At 45.6% G+C, this 17,898-nt stretch carries 19 protein-coding genes; 12 read left to right on the top strand and 7 right to left on the bottom strand.

The window, feature by feature from the left end:
* Positions 1-21: 21 nt before the first annotated feature.
* The 5 genes from accA (at position 22) to L1D23_RS06835 (ending at position 4,112) form a co-directional block, all read left to right on the top strand.
* On the top strand, positions 22-981 hold the full coding sequence (gene accA, locus L1D23_RS06855) for an acetyl-CoA carboxylase carboxyl transferase subunit alpha (protein WP_239864987.1): 960 nt from the start codon (positions 22-24) through the stop codon (positions 979-981).
* A gap of 94 nt (positions 982-1,075) precedes the next feature.
* Positions 1,076-2,410: a tRNA lysidine(34) synthetase TilS gene (tilS, locus tag L1D23_RS06850; RefSeq protein ID WP_239864985.1), complete on the top strand. Its 1,335-nt coding sequence runs from the start codon at positions 1,076-1,078 to the stop codon at positions 2,408-2,410.
* A 36-nt stretch (positions 2,411-2,446) separates the two neighbouring features.
* A complete protein-coding gene (locus L1D23_RS06845; RefSeq protein WP_239864983.1) occupies positions 2,447-2,761 on the top strand; it encodes a cytochrome c in 315 nt (104 codons plus the stop codon).
* Positions 2,762-2,864: 103 nt separating this feature from the next.
* Entirely contained in the window at positions 2,865-3,203 is a 339-nt protein-coding gene (gene glnB, locus L1D23_RS06840) for a nitrogen regulatory protein P-II (RefSeq protein ID WP_239838390.1), read from the top strand.
* 51 nt (positions 3,204-3,254) lie between these two features.
* Positions 3,255-4,112 carry an endonuclease/exonuclease/phosphatase family protein gene (locus L1D23_RS06835; protein WP_239864982.1) on the top strand — a complete coding sequence of 286 codons (858 nt, stop codon included), beginning with the start codon at positions 3,255-3,257 and terminating at the stop codon, positions 4,110-4,112.
* Here the strand turns inward: L1D23_RS06835 and L1D23_RS06830 are convergent.
* The 3 genes from L1D23_RS06830 to gloB form a co-directional block, all read right to left on the bottom strand.
* On the bottom strand, positions 4,092-4,778 hold the full coding sequence (locus tag L1D23_RS06830) for a YIP1 family protein (protein WP_239838388.1): 687 nt from the start codon (positions 4,776-4,778) through the stop codon (positions 4,092-4,094). The two genes, L1D23_RS06835 and L1D23_RS06830, sit on opposite strands and share 21 nt — an antisense overlap.
* Entirely contained in the window at positions 4,775-6,340 is a 1,566-nt protein-coding gene (locus L1D23_RS06825; protein WP_239864981.1) for a LysM peptidoglycan-binding domain-containing protein, read from the bottom strand. The genes L1D23_RS06830 and L1D23_RS06825 overlap by 4 nt, the downstream gene beginning before the upstream one ends.
* A 70-nt stretch (positions 6,341-6,410) precedes the next feature.
* Positions 6,411-7,169 (bottom strand): hydroxyacylglutathione hydrolase, encoded by a 759-nt coding sequence (gene gloB, locus L1D23_RS06820; protein WP_239864980.1) that lies wholly within the window; start codon positions 7,167-7,169, stop codon positions 6,411-6,413.
* 39 nt (positions 7,170-7,208) lie between these two features.
* Between gloB and L1D23_RS06815 the strand changes: the two genes are divergently transcribed.
* Positions 7,209-7,949, top strand: a complete 741-nt coding sequence (locus L1D23_RS06815) for a methyltransferase domain-containing protein (protein ID WP_239838385.1) — start codon at positions 7,209-7,211, stop codon at positions 7,947-7,949.
* Here the strand turns inward: L1D23_RS06815 and rnhA are convergent.
* The gene (rnhA, locus tag L1D23_RS06810) at positions 7,946-8,410 is read right to left on the bottom strand and encodes a ribonuclease HI (protein WP_239864979.1); all 465 of its coding nucleotides are present in this window, start codon (positions 8,408-8,410) and stop codon (positions 7,946-7,948) included. The two genes, L1D23_RS06815 and rnhA, sit on opposite strands and share 4 nt — an antisense overlap.
* Positions 8,411-8,466: 56 nt before the next feature.
* On the opposite strand from rnhA, the gene dnaQ reads away from it, so the two are divergent.
* Both dnaQ and L1D23_RS06800 read left to right on the top strand, forming a co-directional pair.
* Positions 8,467-9,207: a DNA polymerase III subunit epsilon gene (gene dnaQ, locus L1D23_RS06805; protein WP_239864978.1), complete on the top strand. Its 741-nt coding sequence runs from the start codon at positions 8,467-8,469 to the stop codon at positions 9,205-9,207.
* An 8-nt stretch (positions 9,208-9,215) separates the two neighbouring features.
* Entirely contained in the window at positions 9,216-10,463 is a 1,248-nt protein-coding gene (locus L1D23_RS06800; RefSeq protein WP_239864977.1) for a TIGR03503 family protein, read from the top strand.
* Between the two features lie 63 nt (positions 10,464-10,526).
* On the opposite strand, the gene fadE is transcribed toward L1D23_RS06800, so the two are convergent.
* Positions 10,527-12,977: an acyl-CoA dehydrogenase FadE gene (gene fadE / locus L1D23_RS06795; protein ID WP_239864976.1), complete on the bottom strand. Its 2,451-nt coding sequence runs from the start codon at positions 12,975-12,977 to the stop codon at positions 10,527-10,529.
* Between the two features lie 308 nt (positions 12,978-13,285).
* On the opposite strand from fadE, the gene lpcA reads away from it, so the two are divergent.
* Both lpcA and L1D23_RS06785 read left to right on the top strand, forming a co-directional pair.
* Entirely contained in the window at positions 13,286-13,864 is a 579-nt protein-coding gene (gene lpcA, locus L1D23_RS06790) for a D-sedoheptulose 7-phosphate isomerase (protein ID WP_239838380.1), read from the top strand.
* Between the two features lie 69 nt (positions 13,865-13,933).
* On the top strand, positions 13,934-14,779 hold the full coding sequence (locus L1D23_RS06785) for a class II glutamine amidotransferase (protein WP_239838379.1): 846 nt from the start codon (positions 13,934-13,936) through the stop codon (positions 14,777-14,779).
* A gap of 69 nt (positions 14,780-14,848) precedes the next feature.
* On the opposite strand, the gene L1D23_RS06780 is transcribed toward L1D23_RS06785, so the two are convergent.
* Complete coding sequence (locus L1D23_RS06780) at positions 14,849-16,564, bottom strand: proline--tRNA ligase (protein WP_239864975.1); 1,716 nt, start codon at positions 16,562-16,564, stop codon at positions 14,849-14,851.
* Between the two features lie 110 nt (positions 16,565-16,674).
* Positions 16,675-17,370, bottom strand: coding sequence for a tRNA (N6-threonylcarbamoyladenosine(37)-N6)-methyltransferase TrmO (gene tsaA / locus L1D23_RS06775; protein ID WP_239838377.1), 696 nt, complete (start codon positions 17,368-17,370; stop codon positions 16,675-16,677).
* A 116-nt stretch (positions 17,371-17,486) separates the two neighbouring features.
* Between tsaA and L1D23_RS06770 the strand changes: the two genes are divergently transcribed.
* Together L1D23_RS06770 and ykgO are read left to right on the top strand one after the other, a co-directional pair.
* Positions 17,487-17,747 (top strand): type B 50S ribosomal protein L31, encoded by a 261-nt coding sequence (locus tag L1D23_RS06770; protein WP_239864973.1) that lies wholly within the window; start codon positions 17,487-17,489, stop codon positions 17,745-17,747.
* Positions 17,748-17,873, top strand: a complete 126-nt coding sequence (gene ykgO / locus L1D23_RS06765; protein ID WP_005380299.1) for a type B 50S ribosomal protein L36 — start codon at positions 17,748-17,750, stop codon at positions 17,871-17,873.
* Positions 17,874-17,898: the final 25 nt, after the last annotated feature.

Here is a 17,898-nt window from a genome sequence, read left to right as displayed (position 1 = left end):
CGAATCACAAAGGATCTATAGATGAGCCTGAACTTTTTAGAATTTGAAAAGCCTATTGCAGAACTTGAAGCTAAGATCGAAGCACTTCGTGGCGTTTCTCGTCACGGTGGTGACTCTGGCGTTGATCTGGAGAAAGAGATCGAACAGCTAGAAAAGAAAAGCTTGGAACTGAAAAAGAAAACCTTCAGTGACTTAGGCGCATGGGAAACAGCTCAAATGGCTCGTCATCCTCTGCGTCCTTATACACTGGATTATGTAGAGCATGTTTTCACTGAGTTTGAAGAACTCGCGGGCGATCGTGCTTATGCTGATGATAAAGCGATTGTTGGGGGGATGGCTCGTCTTGATGGCCGTCCTGTGATGATCATTGGCCACCAAAAAGGCCGTGAAACCAAAGAAAAAGTAAAGCGTAATTTCGGAATGCCAAAACCTGAAGGTTACCGTAAAGCCCTACGCTTAATGGAAACGGCTGAGCGCTTCAACATGCCAATCATCACGTTTATCGATACTGCAGGTGCATACCCAGGTGTTGGCGCTGAAGAACGTGGTCAGTCGGAAGCGATTGCGAAAAACCTTAAAGTAATGGCTGGTCTAAAAGTGCCTGTTATTTGTAACGTGGTAGGCGAAGGTGGTTCTGGTGGTGCACTAGCTATTGGCGTAGGCGACTACGTGAACATGCTGCAATACTCGACTTATTCTGTTATTTCTCCGGAAGGTTGTGCTTCAATCCTTTGGCGTGATTCAGACAAAGCGCCACAAGCGGCAGAAGCAATGGGTCTGATTGCTCCGCGACTAAAAGAACTTGAGTTGATTGATGAAATCATCGAGGAACCGCTAGGTGGTGCGCACCGTGACCACATCCAAATGGCGGCGAACATGAAAGCAACGCTCATTAAGCAGTTGGATGAACTACAGCACTTTGATAATGATGCGCTACTTGAACGCCGTTATCAGCGTCTGATGAGTTACGGTTACTGCTAATTTTAGCAACCCAATAGAGAAAGGCTGAACTCAGGTTCAGCCTTTTTTATTTAGGATGATAGACTAACCTTATTCGCAGCGCTTTTCTTTGATTATGAATTTATATCAACACTTTTCTACGTTTATTGACCAATACCAGCATTCTAAAGGTAAGTTAGTGCTTGCTCTTAGTGGTGGCCTTGATTCGCGAGTCTTATTGGCACTAATGGCGAGGTATCGCCGTGAACATAATAAAACGTGTGTGGTTGTACATGTCCACCATGGTTTGAGTGTCAATGCGGATGAATGGGCGATGCGTTGTAAGCAATGGTGCTTAGAAGAAAAGATGCCTTTTTATATTGAGAAGGTAATACTGGAAAAGCAAGGGAAAAGCATAGAAGAAAGTGCGCGAGAAGCTCGATATCAGGCGTTAGGCAAGTACATAGGCCAAGGGGATATATTGCTTACGGGGCAACATCAAGATGATCAGCTTGAGACTTTTTTACTTGCTTTAAAACGTGGTAGTGGGCCGAGAGGACTTTCGGCAATGGCACAAGTGATGCCTTTTGCTGAGGGAGAACTTCTTCGTCCGCTCCTCTCTGTTCGCCGGTCCGAAATCGAGGCTTTTGCTACTGAGCATAAACTGAGTTGGGTTGAGGATGAGAGCAATCAGGATACTCGATTTGACCGCAATTTCATCCGTCATCAAGTCTCTCCAGTTATGACTGAACGATGGCCTCATTTTCCCCAATCTGTGCAACGCAGTGCTGAACTTTGCTCTGAGCAGGAGCAACTACTGGATGAATTACTTGGTGAGCGGGTTGAGTGTATTACCCATCAGGATGGGAGTTTATACATTCAAGCGTTATCTGAAATGAGCCCTCTAATGCGCAGTCGAATTGTTCGAATGTGGTTGTCTAAACATCAAGTGCGTATGCCGAGCCGAGAACAATTAAACAAAATCTGGTTAGAGGTAGCACTGTGCCGTCAAGATGCGAATCCTATTCTAGTATTGAGCGATGGCCAGATTCGTCGTTTTGAACAGAGGTTATATGTTGTGAAGCAATGGCAAGAGCTATCAGGATGGCAGCAAGGCATTTCTCTCAATACATCTGTTTCTTTGCCCGATGATCTGGGAACGCTAATCTTATGTCCTAGTACGCGTGGTAAACTTTCTCTGAGTGCACTTCAAGACGAATCGTTGCAGATCACGTTTGAACCTCAAGGTTTGAATGCTCGTCCTGTTGGGCGTAACCACAGTCGAAAGTTGAAAAAGTTGTTTCAGGAGTATGGTGTGCCTAGTTGGTTGAGGCGTCGCTTACCCATTATTATGAGTGGAGAGCGTGTCGTCGCCGTCGCAGATTTGTTTGTTGATCATCGCTTTGCAGGTCAAGATTGTGAACTTGTCTGGGACAAGTCAACACCAGTTGTGTCAAAATTGTATACATAAAAACGCACAACTAAAGTGGAATTATAAGGAAGAGCAATGAAAAAAATCGCGACTGGAATAGCCATTGGAATGAGTTTACTGGCAGGGCAAGTGATGGCGGCCGGTGATGTCGCTGCTGGACAAGCAAAAGCGGCCGTGTGCGCAGCTTGCCATGGTGCTGATGGTATTGCTGTGATCCCTGGTTACCCAAACCTGAAAGGACAAAATGAGCAGTATATCGTGTCCTCAATTAATGCGTATAAAAACAAAGAGAGAACTGGTGGACTGGCTGCAGTGATGCAAGCGCAAGCGTCCATGCTGAGCGATGCAGATATTGCTAACTTAGCCGCTTATTATGCAAGTTTGAAGTAATTGTAAATTCCAGATAAATAGCCCGAGCATCAAACGCTCGGGCTTTTTATTGCTTGTTTATCATGGGATAATAAGAAAAATTGCTGAAGTTTAAGGGATGAACATGAAAAAAATCGAAGCCATTATTAAGCCATTTAAGCTAGATGATGTACGTGAAGCGCTGGCGGAAGTAGGCATCACGGGTATGACAGTATCGGAAGTCAAAGGTTTTGGTCGTCAAAAAGGTCACACGGAGTTGTACCGTGGTGCAGAATATATGGTGGATTTCCTGCCAAAAGTGAAACTTGAGATTGTGGTGACTGATGACGTTGCCGAGCAATGTGTTGATACTATTGTTGATACGGCTCACACCGGGAAAATAGGTGATGGTAAAATCTTCATTACAGACATTGAGCGAATTGTTCGCATTCGGACTGGTGAAGAAGACGAAGACGCGATTTAATTTGTTTTATCGAAAGAGCCGTGAGGCTCTTTTTTATTTGTGGTGATGTAAATGAAAAAAAAGCTTGTATTGCTGAGCCCGCTCATTGTGTTGGCCATGGTCGTGTTTGGGTTTCAAATAGTGTTTTCCCTGCCGGATACACCTCAGCTTTCTACTATTTCTTCACAAGATAACGCTCTTTCATTGCAATGCTTTAATAGCACACATACCGATTACATTGATAAAGACCGTCAGTTAAAGGTGTTGGTGTGGAATATATACAAACAAAACCGCAGTCATTGGCGCCAAGAACTCACTCAATACACGCAAGATAAACAGTTGGTATTGCTTCAAGAAGCCAGTATGAGCCCAGAGCTCAAAGGCTGGATACAAGAGTCAGGGTGGTATGGTAATCAGGTTGATGCATTCAAAGCGTTTAAGTACAGCGCAGGGGTACTCAATCTCTCCGCTCACACGCCGCTAAAAGCATGTGCTTATACAGAGTTGGAGCCATGGCTTCGCTTACCTAAGTCGGCGATTTACGCCACCTACCCCTTGTCAAACGGACAGCTGCTCGCGGTAGTGAACATTCATGCTGTTAACTTTACCTATGGTACAAAAGAATATCAGAATCAGCTAGGAACATTGGTCACTGAGTTAACCCAGCATACTGGTCCCATTGTGATTGGCGGTGATTTTAATAGTTGGAGTGAGCAGCGCTTGAAAGTGATGAAGCAAGTGCTGGATGCTCTCGAAATGGAAGAAGCCAGCTATGAGCCAGACAATCGTACCCAATTTATGACTGGTTTACCGCTGGACCATGTTTTCTATCGAGGTTTGACGCTAATAAAAGCAGAGGCGCCGGAATCCGACGCCTCTGACCATAATCCGATTGAAGTGACATTTCAGTTAACTGATGGCGATATATAGCGCCCAAATGAAATAGTATGCTACCCAAGGCAATGCTGAAATGACAAGTGCCTGACCGCGTTCAAATTCAGTCCAAGTCCCCACCGCAGCGTAACCTAAGGCAATGTACCATGGTAGAAGTAGTGGGAAGGAGCTAGCAAACTGAGACCATTGATTGGTTAGAGGCAGTTTTAACAAACCATTGAGGCTATTTAAATCTGCGGCATAGACCATCACTTGACCGTGTTTGAGTAGCAAGCTCACATAACTTGCCAAATCACCAATAATAGCGGGAAAAACCACGACGGTACTCGCGGCAAACCAACGCCAGAATCCATGTTGGTGCTGGCTTGGTTTGGTTGCAAGATTGAACCAGAAGGCCAACATCACAATGGTCAGAGTTCGCCCTACAACGTCACTGATGATCTCACTGGCCATCAGGGTGTTGGCATCCAGTAACTCAAGTTGTTTTGGGTTTGTTTGAGCCAATTGAGCAGAGAGTCCCTGTTTTAGCCATTCGAAATCAACGATGTCGAAGTAAGCGCCCCAAAAAAGAAATGGGGTTAACATAAGAACAACGTATGTTTGCCAGCCCCAAGCGCCACGCTGATAAAGTGCAAGAAAACACGCGCTAGGTGAACGAAAGATATCCACCAGCATAATTAAAGGGTTTGAGGATGGCGTCATACACTCACCTTAGTGACATCGACATAGAGTTTGAGCTTTTGTCCCGGCTGCAGATATTTCTTTTTGCTGAGCCCGTTCCATTTCACTATATCATTGGATTTAACTTTAAATTTGTTGGCAATACCGCTGATGGTGTCACCAGACTTCACACTATAAAAAACGGTGCGGATGATCGCGCCGTCTGAGCTGTTTTTCCAAATAACCAACTTTTGCCCAACGCGTAAAGTGTCTCTTGGTCCCATACCATTCCATTTAGCGAGAGACTGATGGGAAACTTTGTTCGCGCGCGCAATACTCCACAAGCTATCCCCTGATCGCACAGTATGAGTGAGCTTGTATTGACCGCGTGATTTAGCCTGAGTTTTAGCCAGCCGGTTGGTTGCACTGAGCGTATAGGCACGTTCATCTTTCGTAGAGGTCGGGATTATCAGGTGCTGTCCAACACGGATATTGTGCCCGTTAAGGTTATTCGCTTTTTGGATGACCTTAGTGGTAGTTTTGTATCGAGTGGCAAGTACACTCAAACTGTCGCCGGATTTCACTTTATAGCGAACGACCTTCATTCCTTTACCACGGTTTTGAGCGACTTTAGTCTTAAAGGCAGCAATTTTTTCAATTGGTAGTAAGATCTGGTGCGGGCCGTCTGGTGCCGTTGCCCACTGGTTATAGGCTGGATTGAGGCTTTGCAGTTGTTTGACAGTCATGCCTGCGTAGTTTGCTGCAATGGCCAGATCAAGTTGTTCTTTGGGGTCAACCAAGTCAACAACTGGTTTGTTGGCAATTGGCGGGATATCAATGCCGTACTTGTCCTGATTCGCGATGATATCTGCCAATGCAAGTAATTTGGGCACATAACCACTGGTTTCTTTCGGCAGATCAAGAGAGAAAAAATCCGTAGGCTTGCCTAGCCTAGTATTTTTTCTGATCGCACTGGAGACTCGTCCTCCTCCACTGTTGTAAGCCGCAATGGCATGGGTCCAGTCTCCTTTGAATCGCTTATTTAGTGCCACTAGATAATCGAGCGCAGCGTCAGTCGATGCAGCGACATCGCGGCGGCCGTCATACCAGAAGTTTTGTTTAAGTCCATAGTATTTACCCGTCCCCGGAACAAATTGCCATAAACCGGCTGCACTACCATGGGAGTAGGCAAAAGCATCAAAGGAACTTTCAACGATAGGCAAAAGCGCTAACTCTAAAGGCAGATCGCGTTGCTCAATTTTTTCGGTGATGAGATAGAGGAACGGCTGGGCACGCTCAGAAACGGTTTTGAGGTGGTTGGGGTGCTTTAGATACCAAGTGCGGTAATAATCGACCATTTTGTCATCAGGGATCGGAAACTCGAGCTGCATTGCGATACGCTGCCAGACGTCTTCCTGAGACTGGGGCGTCACGATGGGCTTAGAGGGGATAGCCGATTCTGAAGGTTGAGCAGCAGGTTTGCTTGACGCTACTGCTGGTGGGGTATTGGTCTCTGTAGAGGCGGATTTATCGCTCTCTGTCTGCTGGGTAAGCTGACATCCTGTTAGTAGTAGTGCTAATACCCAGCTGTGTTTTACTCGCATTGCACAGCCCTTTTTTTATTTGGCTGCTGATAATACTTGTCTAAATATAGAGGTGACAAGTTGCAAAACGTTAAAATTCGTTCTTCCACTCACGTAATGCCGTAAAAATGGCGAGTGAGTCCGTTTGTTGGGTCCTGTTGGCCACCGAGCGTATGATGCTTTGTTGATCTGTTCTTAGGAATGGGTTGATCCATTTCTCTTTGCGAATAGTGGTGGGTAAGGTCGGTTGATTTTGCGCTCTGAGGCGGTTCACTTCATCACGGTATTGCTGAAGTAGCTCGTTATCTGGCTCAACGGCTAAAGCAAAGGCGACGTTGCTAGCGGTGTATTCATGAGCACAGTAAACCTCGGTCTCTTCGGGTAGAGCAACCAGTTTATTGAGTGAGGCATGCATTTGCTCCATGGTACCTTCGAATACCCGACCACAGCCTGCTGAGAAAAGAACATCGCCGCAGAACAGTTTTCCATCACCGACATAGCCGATGTGTCCGCGGGTATGGCCTTCTAATCCTAAAACAAAAAAGATTTCGCCAAATAGCTCAATTTGTTCACCGGCCTCGACAGCATGCGTCAAGGTTGGAACCGGTTCATTGGCTGGGCCCACTACGTCGATACCGGGAAATTGCCTGACTAACTCTGGGACACCACCGATATGATCATTATGGTGGTGAGTAATTAGGATCGCCTCTAAGCTTAACTCGTGCTGTTTAAGGTACTCAAGTACGGGAGTCGCGTCCCCAGGATCGACAACAGCACAACGCTGATCGCTATTTTGAATCAGCCAGATGTAATTATCATTAAATGCAGGTATGCTTTTGATATCTAACATAGTTGTCTCTCCGGTTACCAAGAGTGAAGCAGGTTAATTATGAAGCCAGCACGCAGTAATAAGAAGCTCGAAAAGCCTCATTCATGGTCTCAGCTTAAGAATGGCCTGTGGGTCAGTGAATCAATACAAACTCGTGTTGATGAATGGTGCCCAAAACTATTTGGCTATCATATGCTTAAGCTGGGAGGGCTGAGCTGCGAGTTAACCAGCTTTAATTGTAATATTCAACACCAAGTTAACCTTGATATCCAGAACCCTTTGCATAACGTGATTGCTGATGGCTACAACTTACCATTTCTTGAAAAAAGCTTTGACGTGATTGTGATGGCGCATCAGCTTGATTACTGCAATGACCCGCATCGAATGTTGAGAGAAGTCGATCGTGTGATGATCGATGATGGGTATTTGATCATTACTGGCTTTAATCCGATCAGCTTAACGGGCTTGTCGAGCTTGATGCCATGGCGCAAGAACAACTTGCCATGGAGTGGGCGCATGTTTACTCCAAATCGTATTCGTGACTGGCTGAGTGTTTTGAATTATCAGGTGATTGAGTGTGACAGCTATGCCCTGTTTCCAATGCAGAAATACCGCACCATGTGGACTTGGCTGGAAAACAGTTTAGGTGATTGGGCATCTCCTATGGGTAGCCTATATTTTATTGTTGCTCGCAAACGCACTTACCCACTTAAACCGATCAAGCCACATTGGAAGCTAAAACGAAAATTGACGCCGATTGGCGTCAATTACAAGGTGTCGAGCAAAGTAAAGTCGCACTAGTTAGGTTGGTAACCTGTATCTTCTTCTGTTGGGTTTTCGGCAGCGGCTCTAGCTAATTCATCACACATTTCATTTTCTCTATGCCCTGCGTGACCTTTGACCCAGCGCCAGTCAATGGTGTGGCGTGCGGTTTCGGCATCAAGCGCTTTCCATAAATCGGCGTTTTTAACCGGCTTTTTATCAGCCGTCTTCCAATCACGTTTTTTCCAATTGTGAATCCACTGTGTAATACCTTGGCGAACGTACTGGCTGTCAGTGGTGAGTATGACTTCGCACGGTTCTTTCAGTGTTTGTAGTGCGACTATGGTTGCCATCATTTCCATGCGATTGTTGGTGGTTAGGGCGTAGCCTTTAGCCAGTGTTTTTTCGACCTGCTTATAGCGTAAAACGATACCGTAACCACCTGGCCCCGGATTACCTAAACAAGAACCATCTGTGAAAATTTCCACCTGTTTCGTCATGATTTGATACTATTGGGTTAAGCATATTATTGGCATAGTCTGACACACAATTTGTTATGAATACCAGCAACAATTCTAACCACAACCGCATCGTGGTACTCGATACCGAAACCACAGGTATGAACCGTGAAGGCGGTCCTCATTATCAGGGACACCGTATTATTGAAATCGGTGCTGTTGAAATTATCAACCGTAAATTAACGGGGCGTCACTTTCATGTTTACATCAAGCCTGATCGCGAAATTCAGCCAGACGCAGTGGAAGTCCATGGTATTACTGACGAGTTTCTTGTCGATAAACCTGAATATCAGGATGTACATAGCGAGTTTCTTGAGTTTATTAAAGGTGCTGAGCTTGTTGCCCACAACGCGCCCTTCGATACTGGCTTTATGGATCATGAGTTTAGTATGTTGGACCCAAGTATTGGCAAAACGGAAGACTACTGTAAGGTCACGGATACCCTTGCCATGGCGAAGAAGATCTTCCCTGGTAAACGTAACAACCTCGATGTGTTGTGTGACCGCTATGGTATAGATAACTCTCACCGTACGCTTCATGGAGCTTTGCTCGATGCGGAGATCTTGGCTGACGTCTATCTATTGATGACAGGTGGCCAGACCTCATTACAATTTAACCCTGGCAACTCAGAGGGCAATGTGGGAGGCGAGTCAATAAAACGTGTGGCTGGTGGACGAAAATCATTAAAGGTTATCCGTGCAACAGCCGATGAATTAGAAGCACATCAAAATAGATTGGACTTAGTGGAGAAAAGCGGAAGCTGTCTCTGGCGTCAGTAGGAGAAGGAATGTTGAGGATTTGGTTTGCCCTGTTGGGCTTGTTAGTCAGTACCTTTGGTTTTGCGGAAGAATCCTCAATGTCATTACTCGACAATCGTTTTCGAGTTGATCCCACCATCAAACAAATTACCTTTGTGATCTATCGCGCTGAACGCTCAAGGCCGGTAGTATTGGTCCGCCCTGACGGAAAAAAGTACTACGCTTGGCGTAGCCCAGATAACGTTCGTTGGTACCAAGAACCAACAATGGACATCATATCGATAGATAATCCCATGCCTGGCCCTTGGCAGGCTATCGGTAAAGTGACACCCAAGAACAAGATAATCCTTATTTCTCACCTTGAACTGTCCACCGAACAGATGCCAGCGCGCTTGTTCCAGAATGAACAGATAAAGTTTACAGCAAGGCTCACCTCTGATGGCAAACCTTTGGTATTGAGAGACTTCTTAGAGCGCGTCAATTTAATGGTGACCTTCACCAAATACGTTGAAAATGAAGAGGAATTGATTAAAGAGGCAAAACCGATCCCTTACACTATCGGTGAGTTTGCCGATGATGGCCGTGGTTTAGATGAAGTGGCAGGAGACGGTGTATTTACGGTATCACTGAATATTTCCCCAGAGCCGGGTAAATACCGTGTTCGTATTACGTCGGGCAATGGGGTCTTCCTCCGTGCGCAAGAACAAGAGGTTTTGGTATACCCAATGCCTATTCAAACGACCTTTATTCAAAGTCGCGAAGAAGGGGTGGAACACAAGGTTGTTGTCTCTGGTGAGCAAGGTATGGTTGAACCGGGGAGTTTGGCGGCGCAAATAGTGCACAAATCACCAGATAATAGTGAAGTGACGGTAGCTGAAAGTGCAGCGGAAGCGTCAGAAAAAGTTGAACTAAAGATTCCATACAATGGCGAAATTGGTAACTATGCTTGGATGGGGCAAGTTTTTGCTACAGAAATGGGGTCGGGGCGCCCACTCGCTTTTCCGGTTCAAGAGCACACTTACAGTGTGTTGGAAGAAGTCGACTTTTCCGAAACTCGTCGTTTACAGGAAGAGGAACGCATGCAGCAGTTGAAATTGATGGAAGAAATGCGCTTGATCCAGATGAGAGAAGAGAAACGCATGCGCACCTACATCATCATCGGAGTGGGTAATATCGTGATGATTATTCTTGGCTTAGTTGTTTGGTTTGTGATGCGTAAGCTCAGAGCTAAGAAAGAAATGATGCCAGAGATGCAGTTAGAGATGCCCAAGAAGTAGCACATTTAGGAAACTGAAAGCACAAAAAAGGGCTGCATTGCAGCCCTTTTGCGTTGATGTAGATTAAGCCACTTCATCCATCTGAGGGGTTAGCTCTAGTGGTTTGGCAGCTAAGTCCTTTGGGTCAAAATCATCCACATTAATCACGTACAGGCGATGTTCTTCTGCATTACGCAATAATTGTGCTTCGGCTGAGTCGATAATTCCCTTTTCCAAACCGATATCCGCGATTAAATCCAAACGAAGGAATGGACGGCGTTCGTTGATGGCTTTGCACACTTTAGTGAACACAGGCTCTGCTTCAAGAATAATGTGCAGCGCTTCTTCAATCTTACCGGCAGGATTAAATTCACTAGCTTGGAAATACTGGTTACGGCCTAAACGATCTCGGGTTGCAGACGGTGTCTGTAGGATCTGAGCAACTTGGCTGTCAATTTTGTCGTTTGGCGCTTTGCGTACACGACCAAATGGTAGAATCATGACACGTAAGGCTTTACCCAACCATTTATTAGGGAAGTTCGCTAAGAACTCGTCAATCGCTTCTTCGGTCTGCTTCAAACTGTCTTGAAGTCCCCAGTGCACCAATGGAAGATCATCGGCAATACGACCATCATTCTCAAAGCGCTTCAAAGTTGCTGAGCTAAGGTAAAGTTGGCTTAAAATATCTCCTAAACGGGCTGATAAACGCTCTTTACGCTTCAATGAACCACCAAGAACAGCCATTGAAATATCTGATAAGAAAGCAATGTTTGCACTGTAGCGGTTGAGCTGCTGATAGTAGCGAGTGGTAGAGTCTTTTACTGGAGCTGAAGAGAATCGGCCGTCAGTTAGTCCAAGCCAGAAGCTGCGTACCAAGTTGCTCATGGTGAAGCTCACATGACCTGCAAGGGCTGAATCAAATTTCTCTAGGGCATCAGAAGAATCCGAGTAAGCGGCGTTCATCTCTTCTAGAACATAAGGATGGCAGCGAATAGCACCTTGACCGTAAATGATCATAGAACGAGTTAGGATGTTCGCACCCTCAACGGTTACCGCGATTGGTGCGCCTTGATAACCGCGAGCCAGGAAGTTAGAAGGCCCCAAGCAGATACCTTTACCACCGACGATATCCATTGCATCAATGATGCTTTGTTGGCCACGATGAGTACAGTGGTACTTTACGATTGCTGAGATAACCGAAGGCTTCTCACCCAAATCAATACCGGCGACAGTCAGGTTACTGGCTGCGTCCATCACGTAAGCGTTACCGCCTAGACGTGCTAATGGCTCTTCGACCCCTTCCATCTGGCCGATGGGTTGCTTGAACTGGCGACGAATACGTGCATAAGCCCCTGTGGCTAGTGCGGCAGTTTTAATGCCACCAGTAGAGTTAGAAGGCAGTGTGATACCACGCCCAACGGATAGGCATTCAACCAACATACGCCAGCCTTGACCAGCCATCTTCGGACCGCCGATGATAAAGTCGAGAGGCACAAATAGATCTTCACCACGAGTCGGACCATTCTGGAATGGTACGTTGAGTGGGAAATGACGGTTACCAATCTCAACACCTTTGAGGTGAGTTGGAATAAGAGCACAAGTAATACCTAAATCTTCTTGCTCTCCTAATAGACCTTCTGGGTCACGCAGTTTAAAAGCTAAGCCTAGTACAGTCGCCACTGGAGCCAAGGTAATATAGCGTTTGTTCCAAGTCAGGCGCATACCAAGTACGTCTTTGCCTTCCCACTTACCTTTACATACCACGCCAAAGTCAGGGATAGAACCCGCGTCAGAGCCAGCTTCTGGGCTAGTTAGAGCAAAACACGGAATTTCCTTACCTTCTGCAAGGCGCGGTAGGTAGTAGTCTTTTTGCTCAGTCGTACCATAATGCTGTAGAAGTTCACCTGGGCCCAGTGAGTTTGGGACGCCAACTGTAGAAGAAAGGACGCCAGAGACACCTGTCAACTTCTGAAGAACAAGAGACTGTGCATAGGCAGAAAACTCTAGGCCACCGTATTTTTTCTTGATGATCATGGCAAAGAATTTGTTGTCTTTGAGGTATTGCCAGACTTCTGGTGGTAGATCAGCCAGTTCATGCGTGACTTGGTAATCATTCACCATAGCGCACACTTCGTTCACAGGGCCATCTAAGAAAGCCTGTTCTTCAGCAGTTAATGTAGGTGATTGGATGTCATGCAGTTTTTTCCAGTCTGGCTTGCCTTTGAACAATTCAGCTTCCCACCATACGGTACCGGCATCGAGTGCTTCTTTTTCTGTTTGTGACATCGCAGGCAAGACTTTTTTGAACAAAGTCAGCGCCTTTTTACTGATCAAAGATTGACGTACTGAGGGAATAGCAACCACTGCTGTGGCGGCAATAAAAAGAATCCAGCTCAGTGAGCCCGCAGCACCGAAGGCAGAGAGTATGGCCAGAGTGACTGTCAACGCGGTTACCGATTTGGCTAGGGAGGTTCGATGGTAGAGACAGACCGCTAGAACCGCAGCAAATCCGAGTATAGAGAGCAAAATGTCCATAATAATGTTCCTTGTTCGGCGTTTTTGAGCATTTTTACGCCGTCATTTATAAAGAGGTCCAACCAGTTAAAGTGTAATCAAAATATTAAAGAAATGTAAAACCTAAAATTGCCCAAAAAGTGATCTGAGTAGAGTTAAAATTCTAAAAATGAAGAGGCGGACGGTTTTTGAAGAGGTCGAAACCGAATAAAGAAGCAAATGTTTGCGGGCAGCTATCGACAGTGAGAATTGTTTGAGTAAACTCTGACTATAACCATGGCGACGTTAGACGTCAGCCATTTCAAAACCAAATAATTAGAGAAAAACCTATGTACCAGGATCTGATTAAAAAAGAACTTACCGAAGCTGCCGACGTACTTAATACATTTCTAAGCGATGAAAACAACATCGCGCAAATTGAAGCGGCTGCGAAGATGCTCGCTGACTCATTTAAACAAGGCGGTAAAGTTTTGTCTTGTGGTAACGGTGGCTCTCACTGTGATGCGATGCACTTTGCTGAAGAACTCACGGGGCGTTATCGTGAGAACCGCCCAGGTTTACCTGGTATCGCTATTTCAGACCCAAGTCATCTGTCTTGTGTGAGTAATGACTTTGGCTATGAGTACGTGTTCTCTCGCTATGTTGAAGCCGTCGGGGCTAAAGGGGATGTGCTATTCGGTCTATCCACGTCAGGGAACTCAGGCAATATTCTAAAAGCGATTGAAGCGGCTCAAGCCAAAGGAATGAAAACCATTGCTTTAACAGGTAAAGATGGCGGGAAGATGGCTGGTTTAGCGGATATTGAAATTCGAGTACCTCACTTTGGCTATGCAGATCGTATCCAAGAAATCCATATTAAGATCATCCATATTGTGATTCAGTTGATCGAAAAAGAGATGGAAAAATAATTTCTGAGTGGTTTAAACAGTGCCAGTGTTTTGAACTGGTGCTGTTGTTTTAAGGGAGCTTCTTAAACCATGTGTGAATTGCTCGGAATGAGCGCTAATGTACCAACTGATATCTGTTTTAGCTTTACAGGGCTTATGCAGCGAGGGGGCAATACTGGTCCGCATCGTGATGGTTGGGGCATTACTTTTTATGAAGGTAAAGGGTTTCGTAACTTTAAAGATCCTACACCAAGTTGTGATTCTAAGATTGCTGAGCTGGTCCAAAATTATCCAATCAAAAGCTGCGCGGTAATTAGCCATATTCGTCAGGCGAATCGCGGAGCGGTGAATCTTGAAAACACACATCCGTTTACCCGAGAATTATGGGGGCGTTATTGGACCTTTGCTCACAATGGTCAGCTAACAGATTATCAAAGCTTAGTGACAGGAAGGCACCGCCCAGTTGGTCAAACCGATAGTGAGCTCTCTTTTTGTTGGCTATTAAAGCAAATGGAAGACACATTTCCTGAACCCCCACAGGACATGGTCGGTGTATTCCGCTTTGTCGCTAAGTGTTGTGATAAGTTACGCGAAAAAGGGGTGTTTAACATGTTGCTGTCTGACGGTGAGTACGTCATGACCTATTGCACTAACCATTTGTATTGGATTACGCGCCGTGCGCCGTTTGGAAAAGCAGCTTTACTTGATGAAGATGTGGAAATTAACTTCCAAGAAGAGACCACACCAAACGATATTGTTTCGGTGATTGCGACTCAGCCTCTCACTGGTAATGAAACTTGGCACCGTATGAAGCCGGGAGAGTTTGGTATTTTTCATTTAGGCGAGTTGGCGGATGGTAACGCTGCTGAGCTAGTGGATGTTCCTTTTGCACCTAAAAAGGTAGAAAGTCAGGCGCCAACCGAACCTCTAGAGTGATATTTGACTGTTTGATAGATAAAAAGGCTGATGTTTTCACATCAGCCTTTTGCTCTCTAATGAGGTGATTTAAGCGATTTGTGCTTTAATATGCTCAACGATGTCTGCCATCGCGATAGCCGTTTTCTCACCAGAACGGCGGTTCTTGTACTCGAAGTTGCCTTCTTTCATTGAACGATCACCGATCACGATAGTGTGAGGAATACCGATAAGCTCCATGTCAGAGAACATGACACCCGGGCGCTCTTTACGGTCATCGAATAGAACTTCGATGCCCATAGCGGTCAGTTCAGCATACAGCTTCTCAGCCGCTTCTTTCACTTCTTCTGACTTGTGCATGTTCATTGGCACGATAGCCACTTGGAAAGGTGCAAGTGCGTCTGGCCAGATGATGCCGTATTTATCATGGTTCTGCTCAATGGCAGAAGCAACCACACGAGAAACACCGATACCGTAACAACCCATCTCTAAGATAACGTTTTTGCCATCAGGACCAAGAACACCACAGTTCATTGCTTGCGAGTAAACATTACCCAGTTGGAAAATGTGACCGACTTCGATACCACGCTTAAGCATAAGTGTCCCCTGACCACATGGGCTTGGGTCGCCTTCAACCACATTACGCAAGTCTTCAACTTGGCCTAGCTCAACATCACGACCCCAGTTGATACCGAAGTAGTGCTTGTCATCAACGTTAGCGCCTGCGCCAAAGTCACTCATGACAGCTACAGAGCGATCAACGATGAATGGCAGTTTTAGCCCTACTGGACCTAGCGAACCTGGGCCTGCACCCACATGTGCGCGAATTTCTTCTTCTGTTGCCATCTCTAGAGGAGCTGCGACTTGAGGAAGGTTTTCCGCTTTCACTTCGTTCAGCTCGTGGTCGCCACGGATGATCAGTGCGATCAGGTCCGCTTCAACTTCATCAGACGCTTTAACGAATAGTGTTTTAACTGTTTTCTCGATTGGTAATTCGAACTGCTCAACAAGCTCAGCGATCGTTTTCGCATTTGGGGTATCTACCAGCGTCATCTCTTGAGTTGGTTGAGCGCGTTCAATAGCTGGTGCCGCAGCTTCTGCTTTTTCGATGTTTGCTGCGTAGTCAGACTCAGTTGAGAAGGCGATAAGGTCTTCGCCGCTTTCAGCTAGGACGTGGAATTCTTGAGAGCCACTGCCGCCGATCGCGCCAGAATCAGCCAATACAGGGCGGTATTCAAGGCCCATACGGTCGAAGGCTTTACAGTAAGCATCGTGCATTGCATCGTAAGACTTCTGTAGCCCCTCTTTGTCGATATCAAAGCTGTATGCATCCATCATGCAGAATTCACGTGCGCGCATTACGCCGAAACGTGGGCGTCGCTCATCACGGAATTTAGTCTGAATTTGGTACAGGTTTAGCGGTAGCTGTTTGTAAGAGCTCACTTCATTACGCACTAGGCTAGTGATCACTTCTTCAGCGGTAGGGCTGAGAACAAACGGACGAGTATGACGGTCAGTAAAGCGAAGCAGTTCAGGGCCCATCTTCTCGCTGCGGCCTGTTTCTTCCCAAAGTTCAAACGGCTGAACAACGGGCATCAAAGTTTCGACAGCACCTGCATTGTCGATTTCCTGACGAACGATGTTTTCGACTTTACGCAGTACACGTAGACCAGTAGGTAGCCAGGTGTATAAACCTGAAGCCAGCTTACGGATCATACCTGCACGTAGCATGAGCTGATGGCTCACTACTTCTGCGTCGTTTGGAGTCTCCTTCAGAGTTGAAAGAAGATAATTACTGGTACGCATTAAATTTATCCGTTTATTAAAGTTAGTGACTCAAGCCGGAATGGACATGAGTATAGAGTTTCCCAAAGGAAAAATAGTTAGCCGCTTATAATATCAGCCAATTGCCTTTGTCAAAAGTGTTCAATCGTTGTAACCGTTATTAAGTGATCACTGGCAACGAACTTAACATTCAAATCGAACAAATTTACCGCATATTCTTTGCTGTCTTGTTTGTTTTTCTTGTAAGCGGGGCGAGGATCTTGAGCCAGTACCTGCTCAATAATGGCTTTTTCATACTCAGCCTCTTTACGCTTATTAAGAAACTCTATTGCTGAAATCGAAAAGGTGACCAGTGACTTTTCCGGCTCTTGTTCTGCGTAGCTCCCTGTGGCTTCAGGAATTGAATCTGAGTAAGGGATGTAAGGTTTAATATCGACAACGGGAGTACCATCAACCAAGTCTACGTTACCAAGATCGAGATATATCTGTTCACCCTGTTTAGTCACTGCTTTGATTTCTACGGCAGACATGCCAATGCCATTGGGTCTAAAGGTCGATCGAGAAGCGAAGACGCCCACTCGTTCATTGCCACCCAATCGTGGGGGCCTTACTGTTGGTTTCCATCCGGCTGCCAAGTTTTGATCAAACAAAAATAGTAGCCAAGCGTGCGAGAATTGTTCAAGTCCTCTGACGGCTTCTGGACAGTTGGCTTCTCCGACCAATTTCACTCTGGCCCGAGCATTTGTGACTAACCTAGGCTGACGAGGGACTGCGAACTTCTCTTTATAAGGGGATTCAATGAAACCAATGGGCTCTAGGGAATACATTTGCTTTCTCTACAGATCGTAATGAAGGAAAAATATCACAAAAAGGGTAGTAAAACGTCTTGATAATAATTAACATTTATAATGTTATAACATAACAATTAAATATTGAGGTAATTATGCAACCTAATATTCACCCTGAATACAGAACCGTTGTTTTTCATGACACTAGTATCGATGAGTACTTTTTGATTGGTTCAACGCTACAAACTGAGCGCACCATCGAGTGGAAAGATGGCAAAACCTATCCCTATTTCACTATTGAGGTGTCGTCGAAATCGCATCCTTTTTATACCGGTAAACAACGAGTGATCCATCAAGAAGGTCGCGTTGCGAACTTTAAGCGTCGATTTGGGCAATTCTCAAAGGGAGATAAGTAAGTGAAAGTCGTAAAGTCTCTTAAAAGTGCCAAAAGCCGTCACCCTGATTGCCAGATTGTAAAAAGAAGAGGGCGCTTGTACGTCATATGTAAAACTAATCCCAGATTCAAAGCTGTTCAAAAATGATAGTGGTATAAAAAATGCCAATGGA

This window comes from Vibrio sp. Isolate24, assembly GCF_022398215.1.
Lineage (GTDB): Bacteria > Pseudomonadota > Gammaproteobacteria > Enterobacterales > Vibrionaceae > Vibrio > Vibrio coralliilyticus_A.
Note: the sequence above shows the minus strand (reverse complement) of the source record. Positions and strands in the feature narration are given on the sequence as shown.